The organism is Bacillus sp. 05T22, assembly GCF_056396765.1.
Genome location: NZ_JBFTMC010000112.1, coordinates 1 through 13985, shown reverse-complemented (window position 1 = coordinate 13985; position 13985 = coordinate 1). Strand labels below are relative to the sequence as shown.

Sequence of the window (13985 nt, the reverse complement as noted above, 5' to 3'; positions counted from 1 at the left end):
AGTACATACTCCATGATGGTTGTACCATCATAAAGTATTACGTGCAATGATAGAACTGAAAACGAAGTACGACCTTAGGTGAGATGACATTTTATTGGGCGATGAATATAAACACATGGAATGTATATGAAACTAATGAGCTCGTACAAACTCGTTAGTTTTAACGTAGTAGTTTTCATGACATACAAAAGGTGTCATACTATTACTACAAAACTTACAAGTTTAATGCTACTTAAAAATAGATGAACTTAAAGCACTTGATTGTCAACTAAAGACAACAAGTGCTTTTTATTTTGGGATTATAACATAGGGTACGGGTAAAAGTAGTGCTGAAGTGAGTGAAGTTAAAACATTAGTGGACAAAGGAAACATTTTACAAACGGAAGAAAAAATAGGTTAAAACCGAATATTAGGTATAAAACAGGAGAGTTTGACTATTTTTATGAAACCGATAGTCTTGGAAGAATTGAAAAATTTGAAACAGATAAGCTATAATTAACTGAAAGAGAGAAGAGATTATCACATAGTAAAAATACACCCGGTAAAGTAAAAGGACAAGACCATGCAGGGCATTTAGCAGGTGATAGATTTGGAGGATCACCTAAAATTGATAATTTGGTATCGCAATTATCTGATGTTAATTTGAAGCAATATAAGAAGATTGAAGAAAAATGGGCTGCAGCTTTGAAAGAAACACCTCCCAAAGAAGTAACAGTTGCTGTTGATATAATTTACTCTGGGAATGATATGCGTCCGGATAAATTTATAGTAAATTATTTTATTTTTGCACCAGAACCTATTAAACTATTTGGAAGTTTTGTTGAACAAGTTGTAAATTTAACATTTTAAAGTAAGAGCATTTCTTTGTAATGAGAAATGCTTTTTATTTTTGTCAAAATTAAAAGGATATTTCAATAACAATAATAATATAATAAAAAACAATATAATTTTATTGTAAAACGATAAATAATATGATAATATCATGTTGTCATTAAATAAGCGAGGTGCTTTTTATGAAACAAGTTACGACACTCTTTTTAAAGCTAGCTGTTATTTTTATAGGAATCCCAGTTCTTGCACTGTGCATATTTTTGGTGCCTAAGATCGGGAATTTTGCTGGAGAATTGTATCCAGATATTGCTTATTTGAAATCTCTCGTTTTAATCGATATGTATGCGGCAGCGATACCTTTTTACTTTGCTCTGTATCAAGCTTTTAAACTTTTAAGCTATATTGATAAGAACCAAGCGTTCTCGGAATTATCGGTAAAGGCTTTAAAGAATATAAAATACTGTGCCATCACGATCAGTACCTTGTACCTGCTAGGTATGCCACTCTACTATCTCATGGCGGAAAGAGTTGACCCTCCAAGTTTCATACCAATCGGATTGGTCATTATTTTCGCCTCTATGGTGATCGCCGTTTTTGCTGCTGTTCTCCAAAGACTTTTACAAGAAGCTATTAATATAAAATCAGAAAATGATTTAACGGTCTGAGGTGGAGGATATGGCAATTATTATTAATATTGATGTGATGTTAGCAAAACGAAAAATGAGCGTAACAGAGCTTTCGGAGAGGGTTGGGATTACGATGGCGAATCTTTCCATTCTGAAAAACGGGAAAGCAAAAGCGGTTCGTTTTTCAACATTAGAAGCGATATGTAAGACTTTGGATTGTCAACCAGGTGATATTTTGGAGTACAAAAGCGACGAAGACACTTAATAAAAACAGACAACAACTTTCTTCAACCAACGGGATTAGATAGTGAAATTAAGATGAAGGGATAGCCTGATGTTAAATATATATAACAACAGCTAAACATTGAAATTAAAAGCCTTTATCTTTGATTACTAAGTAATTATCGATAAAGGCTCTTTTTGTAGCCTTGGAACAAAGTTTGATTAAATTAACTTAATAAACCTTGATAAAAAAGGCAAATTAAAAAAGCGTGTTTTTTCATTTTAGGGGGTATTTTATTTACAGAAAATTTATTATACTCTTACTTAAAAAGGGTGGTGGACTTTTTGGATATAACTTACTATGTTTCAGAAGATACTTATAAATACGTAGTAGCAACCGTTACAAAAAGACTTTTACTTTACAGTGAGATATTTGTTCATATTTTTTCTTTTTCAGCATGGACTATTGATTATCAAATATCTAAACATAAATACACTTCCTCCTTTATTCCATTGTTAGGAACAGCCTTCCTTATAATAGTTTTTTCTATAATTATTCATTTCTTGTTTCAAAAAGTAAAACCAATAATGTTTATACGTAAGATAGTTTAAAAAAATCGTTGGGTAATAGGAACCATTTCGTTTGAACTCCACAATAAAAATATATGTATAATCTCTAACGGTGAACAATTAGAATACAATCGTTACAAAGTACACAGTGTAAAGGAATTAGAGTCAGCATACTGCATTATAATTCCGAAAGGTACCTATATTGTAATCCCTAAACATTCTGGGATAGATAATGTAGATGAGGAAGAATATACGAACAATCTTCAACTGATTATAAAAGAAATACAGGAAGTTCACTCACGATGATTAATACTAACAGGGGGCAATCCGTATCCATTAAGTTAAGAAATTAATGTCCCCAAAATGAAAATTCTATGCCTTTTATAGCAACGAAGTTCATTTTTATCATTTTGGGGCAACCTATTCTGGTTAGCTTGATGGTGATGTGCTGGTACCCCTATTTGATCTGTTGCCCAAATTTTCATTGATAGATAATTATGTCGTTGTATGATCGGAAAAATGATCATTTCTAAACTGCCTGGGGGTTAAACCTGTGTATTTTTTAAAGATTTTTATAAAATAACTTTGGTCGTTGAAATTCAGCCACATGCCGATGTCTAAAATCGAATAATTTGTTAAAAGTAATAGCTTTTTTGCTTCGTCAACTCGTTGCCGTTGAATGTATTCACTTAGTGGTTTACCAACTTCTTTTTTAAAAAGTGATGATAAGTAATTTGGGCTTAAACGACACATTTGTGCAAGGTGATCAAGTGTGATATCGTCATAAAGATGGTCATAAATATAATGTTGACAAGCTGTAATTGTTGCAGAATATTTTTCTTCATTTAATTGGTGCACACGATTGGTAAAATCCATTATGGCTTCTTCCGTTAATTTCAATATTGCTTTTAAGCTTCCTAATTCCTCGAGTTGTTGAATATAGAAATCGCTTAAGGTAAAGGCCGTTTCATCATTTAAACCACCTTCAATGGCCGCTCTGCAAACAAGAGCAATTCCAGTAATCATTAAATTTTTTTCACTTCTTAGGCGATTTCGTTTCGATAATAATCCTAATTCCGCCTCACCGACAATAGAGTAATCGAAGATATCCTTTAATTTATTTATCCGTCCGTTTTTGACATAATCAAGCAAAACCCGTTCATATGAAAGATTGGAATGAAAAATGAAATTCCTTCTCCCTTTTGAAAGCTCAAGATCCGGATTCTCTAATTCAATCATATCAAGGGTCAACGCTTTATTGTTTTGGATGACCATCGTTTTATCAAGCTTTTTATGGTACATCAAATAATAAACCAATAGACTAATCGTTAGGAATTGTTGACTATCAATAATGGGGATGGAATGATAGTATTCAATGAGTTTCCTTTTATTCAGGTTTCCTTTAAAAGCATCAAGGATCTTGCTAATATTTTCATCAGATATTTCTGACTCAAGGGTAGGGCCTAAAATAATGGTACCTAAAAATAGGTTCGTTTTTTTTAGATTGACAAAGAAAAAGTTCAAATTTGAATTCGAAAAGAAGATAGGAAAATCCTTTGGATTCTCTTCATAAGTATAGACACTGATCTGCTCTTTGAACGGGCTGTAATATGGATGATCCCGTAAGTCTCTACTTGAAAATTCGTATTCAATCTCACCAAATTGATTGACATAATAAACAGGTATTTGATGAACTTCATAAATAAGCTCACATATATGTTGTAAATCTTGTATGACTATTTCCATCTATTCCATAAACTCCATTCATTTTTTTTGAAATTGGATACATTTTTAGAATGCTTAAATAAATACTATTATTCGTAAGATAATACAATATATATTTTTATACAAGCAATAAAATGATTGATGTAAGAAATTATAAGCAGGGAGGAATTAAACATGGAATTATCAAATAAAATTGCTGTCATAACTGGTGCAGGAAGTGGAATCGGAAGAGCAAGCAGTTTGAAACTTGCTAGTAACGGTGCAACAGTTGTATTAGTCGATTTCAATCAGGAAACAGGAGAAGAAACGTTAAAACTTGTGAAAGAACAAGGTGGAGAAGGCATCTTCGTCCAGGCCGATGTCTCGAAAACTGAAGATGTGCAAAACTATGTAAATAAAGCAGTCGAAACATATGGACGTATTGATATATTTTTCAACAATGCAGGTGTTATCCAAAAGTTCGCACCTTTCACTTCAGTAGAAGAATCCGAATTTGACCGCATTATGTCTATCAATGTAAAAGGGGTCTTCCTTGGAATGAAATATGTGTTAAAAGTGATGGAGGAGCAAGGAAGTGGCTCTATTATTAATACTGCTTCTACTGCAGGGGTTCGTCCTGAACACAGTGTAGCTGTATATTCTGCAAGCAAACATGCGGTTGTAGGCTTAACCAAGGGTGCTGCATTAGAATATACGAAAAAAGGAATTCGCATTAATGTACTCTGTCCTGGCGGTGTGAAAACAGCATTAACAACAAGTGTTGAAGCTCAGTTTGCAAAAGGTGGATACGTTCCAGAAGAGTTTTCCAATATGAGAATGGGTCGTTATGCTGATCCGAAAGAACTCGCTGAAATGGTTGCTTACTTAGCATCAGATAAGGCAAGCTATATGTCCGGTTCAATTGTTCTTGTAGATGGCGGGCTAACTTTATAGTCAATAAAAACATCGAGTAGGGTTCTTCCCATTTAATAATTAGGGGCAGTTATGACTGTCCCTAATTTATTTTTTTAAAACCTGACTCAATCATTCATGTGTGTTGTTAAAAGGTTAGCAAAGTTTTGTGCGGTTTGTGATAGGTAATGATTCTTCAGCCATATTAAGCCTATCGATGCAGCTAACTCCCTATGTGTAATTTTGCAAGCAACAATATCGTCGTTATTGTATTGTTTAATGACGGTTTCCGGTACAATAGCTCCTCCAAAGTCAGAGGCAACCAAATCAAATAAAAGGGAGATATCAGAGCATGCGGCAATAATGTTCGGTTGTAGCTGAGCCTTCGAAAATGCTTCCAAAATCAAATAATGCACTCCAAGTCCTTCTGTGCTCGGTAAAATCAGAGGATGGTTTTGAATTTCAGCAAGCGTAACCTCACAATTAAACGGTTGCTTTTTAGTTGAAGCAATAAAGTAAAAAAGTTCTGTATGAAGATGGGTCACTGTGAACCCCTGTAATTCGAGTGGTAATCGGATAATTGGGGTCACCTTACATGCCCATCAACTTAAGAAATTCGTTGTTACCCCAAACTGAAAAAATGAGCTGAATTGTAGATAGATAAAAATTTTTGTTTAGGGGGGACTTCATAACCTTAGCTTGATAGCGGTGTGGTGCTACCCCATATAGGAAACTACATAAAATATAAAAAAACACCCACTAAATTGGAAAAAATTTCAGTTGTGGCGGGTTATTCTTTGAATCGTTTCCGTACCCCAATAAAAAAGAATTCAAATTAACTCCAAACAACACCTCGCCTCTCGTATTCCATTCTATATTCAACGGCAGCTGCAATTTTGGGGCTTGCGAACCTTTCCGTGATCCAAAGTCCCAAATCAAGTCCTGAAGTGACTCCTCTTGCGGTGATAATATTCCCTTGATCAACAATTCTGTAACGAAGAAGCTCTGCCCCGTATTCACTGATTTCATTCTGCGCCAAATAGTGCATCGTCGCCTTTCGACCATTCAATATACCGGAGGCAGCTAGTAGCATACCTCCTGTACAAACCCCAGCAACGATCGTTCCTTCGTTGTACATCTCTCTAATCATTTCGGTCAGGGTTCCAAGCTCTGCTTGCTTTCGTGCCCCATGTTCAGCTTTATGATTCCAGCCACCACCAGGTACAATTAACAGATCTGGACGATTATCCATTCGTAAAAAATCATTTAGTTTAACCGTAACTCCAAACGAAGTAGTAATTTCTTGTTTTGATTCACTTGATATTAGTTCAACCGTAAATGGAGCCCCTTCTTCTATCGCTCTTTTGAGTACTTCAAAAGGTGCGAAAGAGACAAGTTCTCCGAAGCCGTCAAACAATATAATTTGTATTTTCATTTTTAGAACACCTCATATGCTTTCTTTTGTGAATCGTAGACATATAAAACGATTCGGCGATTATGTAATTGATTTACAAAAAAATCCTCATCCAATAGAAGAAGCAATACCTCTATAAGCACAATAGGTCATAACTGGAAATAAAAGTAATTCTATGACCTATTTTTACACGTATCTCGGCTGTACCCCTATTCCGCCTACCCATTCATCCCCCAAGAAAATATATAAATAAAAAAGATAAGACCAGAACTCGGTCTTATCTATGGTATAAGGAGAAACAACTAGGGTGATAACCATTACTTTTTTATCATATTACATTAACTGTTAATTTTAAATATTATAGCTAAAATTAGTGACAATATCCATATTGAGAAATTTATTACTAATTTGTTTGTACAATATCAAAAAGTATGAAAATAATTTTAGGTTTATACCGAAAACAAAACACACCTTTTGGTACACATTAGCTATAAGAATTTAATGATTAATTTTACAAATTATAAAAAGTCATGAACTTAGTTTTACTTTCTATTATATACAAGTAGTTAGGGGGCAATATCATAGGATAAAGATTGTTCCAAATATCCACCCGGAACTTTCTGATAAGTTAAAAAATCTAACAACGAAATGTTTAAAATACAATTACATTTGAAAAAGAGTAGTGGGTTCAAGTTGTTATTTACATGAACTCCAAAGAAAAAAGCCAAATTCTGGATAGATTTGGCTTTTTTCTTTTTACGCATTTGTAGCTAAAAATAGCATGGTCTTTAAATCCTTGTTAGGGGCAAGAATTTAAAGAAGAGTTTAGCTTAATTATGATTTTACATAAATTACATATTATAGTAAATTGATATTATTTATACTAAATATTGTAAAAATTCAGGAATTTAATCCTTATATTATTTATGCACAAAGTTATAATTAGTGAGTTTTACAAATGAACCGTCCTAAAAAGCGAACGAGCGTTTACAAAGGTATCCTTTTACAGATGAGTCAAATTTGAACAGGGATTTAGTGATGTGAGTAAATCATTAAATGAAATCATCGAAATAAATAAGAACAGGAGGTCTGCGAGGGAGATAGTTGAATCATACGCTGGGAAGGAAGATAACTAAAAAAAGAGAAAGCTTGGTCTTTAATTTCTCTTTTTTTAGTTGATTAAATGACGATGTAAACTAGTGCTGCTATAAGATTTGGAATAGCCATTATTAAAAAACCCTTTGATTGGTCGATACGGCCAATCAAAGGGTTTCCTTTTTTGAAAATAGGGTTCCTTTATTACCTAAAATTAAGCTATCAATGAAGTAAGCTAAAGCTAACCCCATGCTAATTAACCCGAAAGTTCCACATACATAATAAATGTGACTCCAATCCCGACTAAAATAAGCTTCTACAGATACGATAAGTAATAGAAGTATTCCTGAAATAAGTCCTCTCTTTATCATTATGATCCCTCTTTCAAAAAGATTTAATATCCACATTATACCATATTGTTGAGTGTATATTTTTTAAACAAATTCCGATAACGAATTTTACGTTAACTAGCACCTCTTGCGGGGAGGGGGGGCTATTTTTTTGCAGTAGCAAAGATAAGATTTCATTTTTAGAAATTGTCTTAGCGTATAAAATCCGCGTTTTGCCGTCAGTACCCCTTTCTAGAGTAATAGGATCAGTATGTCCAAGATTTAGAGATTCATTACAAGTGTCTGGAAGTTTTTGTACCAGACCCCCCATTTATGCCTGGTTAACTCGATTACTCCTATAAAGATAGTAAAAAGATTAAAATCAGACAATTATTGAAAAATACCAAAAGTAATTTAGATTATTCTGGAAAAATAGTAAAGTTGTGTATATAAGTATATTTAAAATTGTTTCTGTTTTAAAAAAAACTATTTTTAAAGGAGACGAAAAATGAGACAAAAAAAGATTTTCACCGTTATATGTGCATGTGGGATAGGTTTAGCAAGTTACTCTAATTGTGCTTCCGCAGCAATGGTTATAGAAAACAATTCAGCAATAACTACTGAAAGTACAGTAAATATTTCTGAAGTATCAGCTATGGAGAAAGTTAAGAAACCATTTCCTCAACAAGTAAACTACCCTGGTACGATTAAGCCAAATCATGTTTCACAAGAAAATTTAAACGCCTCAGTTAAAAATTATTATAATCACTGGAAAAAGAAGTACCTGAAAAATGATCTTTCTTCATTGCCAGGTGGTTATTATGTAAAAGGAGAAATTACAGGAGATGCAGGAGGTTTTAAACCGCTGGGCACATCTGAAGGACAAGGATATGGTATGGTCATAACAGTTTTAATGGCAGGTTATGATCCAGATGCACAGACTATTTATAATGGTTTATTTAAAACAGCTAGGGCTTTTAAAAGCTCTCAAAATCCTAATTTAATGGGATGGGTTGTAGCAGACAGTAAGAAAGCCCAAGGACATTTTGATTCTGCGACAGATGGTGATTTAGACATTGCGTATTCACTTCTTCTTGCACATAAGCAATGGGGATCAAGTGGTTCAATTAATTATCTAAAAGAGGCTCAAGACATGATCACAAAAGGAATTAAGGCCAGTAATGTAACAAAAAATAATCGCTTGAATTTAGGAGATTGGGACTCGAAAAATTCATTTGATACTAGACCATCAGATTGGATGATGTCTCACCTTAGAGCTTTCTACGAATTTACGGGGGATAAAACTTGGCTTAACGTTATTGACAATCTCTACAATGTTTATACACAGTTTACAGATAAATACTCGCCAACTACAGGATTAATTTCTGATTTTGTTGTAAAAAATCCACCACAACCTGCTCCTAAAAACTTTCTAGATGAATCAGAACATACCGATGCATATTACTATAATGCTAGTCGTGTACCACTCCGAATCGCTATGGACTATGCAATGTATGGAGAAAAAAGAAGTAAGGTGATTTCTGATAAGGTCGCTACGTGGATTGAAAATAAAACAAAGGGTAACCCAGCTAAAATCGTAGACGGTTATCAACTAAATGGAACAAATATTGGTGACTATCCAACAGCTGTGTTTGTTTCACCATTTATCGCTGCTGGTACAACTAACAGTAATAACCAAGGTTGGGTAAATAGCGGCTGGGATTGGATGAAGAATAAAAAAGAAAGCTATTTTAGTGATAGTTATAATCTATTAACTATGTTATTCTTAACCGGTAATTGGTGGAAACCAACTCCTGATAACAAAAACGTACAAAGCCCAATAAATTCAGAAATTCAAGCTGAATTTAAGGAATAGATATCAGATTCCTATAAATGCAAGGTTGGAAGTTCTCATCTCGCAAAAAATGCAGAGATGGCTATGTTGGTTCTGTTGCAAAGATAAAGTAAAAGAGAATATAACGCATATATTTCTAGTGAAATTGTATTTTATGCTGTAAGCTCAAACAAAAGATGGATAAATTCTTTCTGGTTTTGGACAGATTGATTCCGTGAATCAATCTGTTCTTTTTTAATCATATGCATGGCTTCTACTCCTGCAAGAATGAATGTTGCTGTGCCAAAAGACTTGAATCCTAGCATAGAGCGGATTCGCTTCTTTATAAAGCGATGATCTTGTTCTACTATGTTATTCAAGTACTTTTGTTGTCTAATCCGCATACCGTTAGGTATGCTTTTTTCTTTTTTCAACTGTTCAATTGCTATAGGATAAGCTGGATTCTTAYCGACTGTTATAACACGWGGCTTTGAAACATGAAAAGACCGCAAMGCTTTCTTGAAAAAGCGCTTTGCAGCCTTCTGATCTCTTGTTTTGCTTAGGCAAAAATTGATTGTATTTCCTTTCGAATCAACAGCACGATACAGATACATCCATTGACCTTCTACTTTAATATATGTTTCATCGACTCTCCAAGAGTCATTTGTTTGTTTGAAATAACGTCGGATCCGTTTGTCCAATTCAGGACCATACTGATGAACCCAACGCATAATCGTTGTATGAGAAATGGATAAACCCCGTTCCTCCATCATTTCCACCAAATCACGAAAACTGAGGTTGTACCGTAGGTACTATCTTACCGTTAACAAAATAATATCAGGCTGATAATGCTTCCATTTGAATATATTTTCCTTTTCCATATCAATTACACACCTCCTTTAGATTAGTAGTATCAGTATGTCCAAGATTTATAGATTCATTGCAATTTTCCTAGAGTTTTTGGACCAGAACCAAGATAAACTATATTGAGGAAGGATAATGTGAGTAAAATCACTGCATTATGATTTTATACCTTTTATTTTATAAAGTGACACTTTTATCATTGAGTTTTTTTCTTCCCCCACCTAGCTTCTTTGCTTTCACCGAGGTTTGAGGTGGGGATATTACTGCCCGTGAATAGCAGGATAAATTTATTAAACTCTAAAGCTATTCCTCAAAAATCATTTTCAATTACCACATATATTAATTTTATATTTTTATAGATAGTATACTTTTTTGATATCCTTGCGAAAACAATCTATATGTAGTATCATTTCGTCGTAACAAACTCAATATATAGATTAGGAGTGGATCGAATGAATCCATCAAGTAGAATAACAAAACAGTCATGGGATAATTTATGGACAACATTTAACACTATTGTACGGGATAACGATCAAGACTTAATGCAAGAAAATGCAAATGTTGATGGCCGATCTCCAATGGGAATGATGGGAACATTTGCATCTGAGAGTGCAAAATATTATGCGATGGAACACTTACTTTCTGAACAGGTAAAAAAGGCAATTGATCAAAATATTTTATATCCGCACGATTTAGATTTTTATGCAACAGGTACAACAACGTGTTCACAAATTCCATTAGCACAAATACTAGAAAAAGGGTTTCATACAGGTCATGGACATATGCGACAACCACAAGATATTAAAAGTGCCTTGGCTCTTTCTTCTATTATTTTTCAGGCAAATCAAAATATGCAGCACGGTGGGCAATCCTTTGCAATGTTTGATATAGATTTAGCACCGTATGTGAAAAAAACGTTTGAAAGAAACAAAAAACGTTTGGCAGCATATCCATTAACAGCAAAACAGGTAGAAGAGTTTGCATGGAAAGAAACAGAAAATGATACGCATCAGGCGTGTGAAGCTTTTATTCATAATTCAAATAGCATGCATAGCCGCGGTGGCGGACAAGTACCATTTATTTCGATTAACTACGGAACGGATACATCAAAAGAAGGAAGATTGTTAATTAGACAATTATTACGAGCAACTCAAGCTGGGTTAGGAAAAGGAGAAACACCAATCTTTCCAATTCAAATCTTTAAATTAAAAAAAGGTGTCAATTTTGAAGAAAGCGATCCAAATTATGATTTGTTTGAATTAGCATTAGAAACGACAGCAAAACGATTGTTCCCTAATTTTTCATTTTTAGATGCACCATTTAATGCGATGCATTATGATGGTCGCCCTGAAAGTGAAGTATGCTATATGGGCTGTCGTACCCGTGTTATGGCTAATATTCATGGAGAAGAAACAGCCATTGGAAGAGGGAATATATCGTTTACGTCTATTAACTTAGTAAAACTAGCATTAATAAGTGGCTCAAAAGAATCATTTTTTGAATCATTGAATCATTATGTAGATCTCGGCATTCGCCAGCTATTAGAAAGATTTGCTTACCAATCTACAAAAAAGGCAAGGGGTTTTCAGTTTTTCTATTCTCAAGGAGTATGGCGCGGCGGTGAAAAACTTCAACCAGAAGATTCTGTTGCTGAAATTTTGAAACAAGGTACGTTAAGTATTGGTTTTATTGGACTTGCTGAATGCTTAGTTGCTTTAACAGGAAAACATCATGGAGAAGATAAAAATTCATGGAATCTTGGGAATGAAATTGTTGCCTTTATGAGAAGAAAAATGGATCAAGCAACGGAAGAATATCAGTTGAATTTTTCATTAGTCGCAACCCCTGCAGAAGGATTATCAGGAAAGTTTATAAAAAAAGATTGCGCTGAATTTGGAACAATTAGTGGTGTAACAAATCATAACTATTACACAAATTCATTCCACATCCCGGTTTATTACCCTATTCAAGCACTTGATAAAGTTCGTTTAGAAGGACCGTTTCAAGCACTTTGTAACGGCGGTCATATTACGTATATTGAATTGGACGGAGCCGCTGTTCATAATCAAAAAGCATTACAGCAAATTGTACAGGCAATGGCACAATATGGAGTTGGATACGGCTCTATTAATCACCCGGTAGATCGCTGTAAATGCTGTGGCTATAATGGAGTGATTGAGAATGAATGCCCAAGCTGCGGGAATGAAGATGAACATCATATTGAAAGAATCCGCCGTATTACTGGATACCTTGTCGGTGACATGTCGAAATGGAACAGTGCAAAACGTAGTGAAGAAGCGGATCGAGTGAAACATAAATGAGAGTAATGAATATTATTCATGATAGTGTTGTAGATGGAGAAGGGCTTCGGACAGTTGTGTTTTTTGCGGGCTGTCCGCATCATTGTTTAGGTTGTCATAATCCAAAATCTTGGAACCTTTGTAACGGTACCGAGATGAGCGCAGAAGAAATTGTAAAAGAGATTGCTACAAATTCGTTGAATGATGTAACATTTTCAGGTGGAGATCCATTTTTTCAAGCTGCCGAAGTGAAAGAAGTAGCAAAAGCCGTAAAAGCTTTGAACAAGAATCTATGGATTTATACTGGTTATACGTTAGAAGAGATCCAGAATTCACAAAACAACGATATGATAGAGTTGTTACATTATGGGGATGTTTTAGTTGATGGAAGATTTGAACTCGAAAAAAGAGATTTGACACTTCCATTTCGCGGAAGCTCCAATCAACGTATTATAAACTTAAATTGAACGGTTCTGTTGCAAAGTTAGCTGAAACATAAAGCATCTGGAATATTGCGGTTAGATTTTATGCAACCGTCAACAATTTATGTAATTCGTTATACGTCGAAAAAACGGAGTCTGGTTGAAGACTTCGTTTTTGTTTGTATATTGCATGAACAGTTTCTATACCTTTTATAGTACGAGAGGCATGTCGAAGACTTTGAAAGCCTAAGGAATGAGAAAAACGACAGTAATAGCCAACGGCTACCAAAATAATATCTTTTTTGAATTGTTTCCCTTTAAAATATCTCATCTGTCATTCTCCTTGGTTTTTTTCAGAGTTTAGCGTAGTTTAGAAAACTTTGCAACAGAACCCAAAATGAAACATTGGGATTTTTTAAGAATAAAAAATACGATGAATGGTTTTATTTTCTTAATTCACATAATTCTCAAAATTTAAATCTTTAATTGTTAATATTTGTTATATAATGAAATTGTCAAACCAGTCATCAAATAGTGTCCCTTATGTTTCTGTTGAAACAGTTTGATTGTCCCGTGTATTAACCTTCTAAGTTACAACGCACATGCGTATATATGATTTTCAATCTATCCGTGAATGTATATAAACAGCTAAAAGAATGATAAAGGATTAAAATTATGATATTTTGTTTATTGATTCTTGTACAAGAATCAATAAACAAAATATCATAACATAAAAAAAGAATTGCAAGCCATGTATTCTCTAAATGTAATAAATGAAAAATATAGCTAAATTTTTCAAAATACAGATAGGTGTTTTGTGAAGGTAAATTGAATAGAAAAAACATTCATTTAATAGGTGGAC

At 34.0% G+C, this 13985-nt stretch carries 10 protein-coding genes and 5 pseudogenes; 8 read left to right on the top strand and 7 right to left on the bottom strand.

Annotated features, from left to right (window positions below; genetic code table 11):
* Positions 1-126 precede the first annotated feature (126 nt).
* The 4 genes and pseudogenes from AC1DIT_RS23270 (at position 127) to AC1DIT_RS23255 (ending at position 1722) form a co-directional block, all read left to right on the top strand.
* Positions 127-310 (top strand): annotated as a pseudogene (locus AC1DIT_RS23270) (hypothetical protein).
* Positions 311-555: 245 nt separating this feature from the next.
* Positions 556-849 (top strand): annotated as a pseudogene (locus AC1DIT_RS23265) (DNA/RNA non-specific endonuclease); the annotation flags it as partial.
* 164 nt (positions 850-1013) lie between these two features.
* Positions 1014-1496: a DUF2975 domain-containing protein gene (locus tag AC1DIT_RS23260; protein ID WP_016114250.1), complete on the top strand. Its 483-nt coding sequence runs from the start codon at positions 1014-1016 to the stop codon at positions 1494-1496.
* Between the two features lie 10 nt (positions 1497-1506).
* A complete protein-coding gene (locus AC1DIT_RS23255) occupies positions 1507-1722 on the top strand; it encodes a helix-turn-helix domain-containing protein (RefSeq protein WP_016114251.1) in 216 nt (71 codons plus the stop codon).
* Between the two features lie 1022 nt (positions 1723-2744).
* Here the strand turns inward: AC1DIT_RS23255 and AC1DIT_RS23250 are convergent.
* On the bottom strand, positions 2745-3995 hold the full coding sequence (locus AC1DIT_RS23250; protein ID WP_016131300.1) for a helix-turn-helix domain-containing protein: 1251 nt from the start codon (positions 3993-3995) through the stop codon (positions 2745-2747).
* Between the two features lie 153 nt (positions 3996-4148).
* Between AC1DIT_RS23250 and AC1DIT_RS23245 the strand changes: the two genes are divergently transcribed.
* Complete coding sequence (locus AC1DIT_RS23245; protein WP_016132686.1) at positions 4149-4907, top strand: SDR family NAD(P)-dependent oxidoreductase; 759 nt, start codon at positions 4149-4151, stop codon at positions 4905-4907.
* An 86-nt stretch (positions 4908-4993) separates the two neighbouring features.
* Here the strand turns inward: AC1DIT_RS23245 and AC1DIT_RS23240 are convergent, their stop codons facing one another.
* The 3 genes from AC1DIT_RS23240 to AC1DIT_RS23230 form a co-directional block, all read right to left on the bottom strand.
* Entirely contained in the window at positions 4994-5455 is a 462-nt protein-coding gene (locus tag AC1DIT_RS23240) for a LysR family transcriptional regulator substrate-binding protein (protein ID WP_229165997.1), read from the bottom strand.
* Between the two features lie 245 nt (positions 5456-5700).
* The gene (locus tag AC1DIT_RS23235) at positions 5701-6300 is read right to left on the bottom strand and encodes a DJ-1/PfpI family protein (protein ID WP_016114255.1); all 600 of its coding nucleotides are present in this window, start codon (positions 6298-6300) and stop codon (positions 5701-5703) included.
* 1241 nt (positions 6301-7541) lie between these two features.
* Positions 7542-7745 (bottom strand): hypothetical protein, encoded by a 204-nt coding sequence (locus AC1DIT_RS23230; protein ID WP_016114256.1) that lies wholly within the window; start codon positions 7743-7745, stop codon positions 7542-7544.
* A 466-nt stretch (positions 7746-8211) separates the two neighbouring features.
* Between AC1DIT_RS23230 and AC1DIT_RS23225 the strand changes: the two genes are divergently transcribed.
* Positions 8212-9579 carry a family 8 glycosyl hydrolase gene (locus tag AC1DIT_RS23225; protein WP_016114266.1) on the top strand — a complete coding sequence of 456 codons (1368 nt, stop codon included), beginning with the start codon at positions 8212-8214 and terminating at the stop codon, positions 9577-9579.
* A gap of 131 nt (positions 9580-9710) precedes the next feature.
* Here the strand turns inward: AC1DIT_RS23225 and AC1DIT_RS23220 are convergent.
* Positions 9711-10418 (bottom strand): annotated as a pseudogene (locus AC1DIT_RS23220) (IS6 family transposase).
* Between the two features lie 435 nt (positions 10419-10853).
* On the opposite strand from AC1DIT_RS23220, the gene AC1DIT_RS23215 reads away from it, so the two are divergent.
* Complete coding sequence (locus AC1DIT_RS23215) at positions 10854-12722, top strand: anaerobic ribonucleoside triphosphate reductase (protein ID WP_016132689.1); 1869 nt, start codon at positions 10854-10856, stop codon at positions 12720-12722.
* The gene (nrdG, locus tag AC1DIT_RS23210; RefSeq protein WP_016114269.1) at positions 12719-13168 is read left to right on the top strand and encodes an anaerobic ribonucleoside-triphosphate reductase activating protein; all 450 of its coding nucleotides are present in this window, start codon (positions 12719-12721) and stop codon (positions 13166-13168) included. The genes AC1DIT_RS23215 and nrdG overlap by 4 nt, the downstream gene beginning before the upstream one ends.
* Before the next feature lie 58 nt (positions 13169-13226).
* Here the strand turns inward: nrdG and AC1DIT_RS23205 are convergent.
* Positions 13227-13388: pseudogene (locus AC1DIT_RS23205) on the bottom strand (IS6 family transposase); the annotation flags it as partial.
* Positions 13374-13454, bottom strand: a pseudogene (locus tag AC1DIT_RS23200) (IS6 family transposase); the annotation flags it as partial. The pseudogenes AC1DIT_RS23200 and AC1DIT_RS23205, both read right to left, overlap by 15 nt.
* Positions 13455-13985 lie beyond the last annotated feature (531 nt).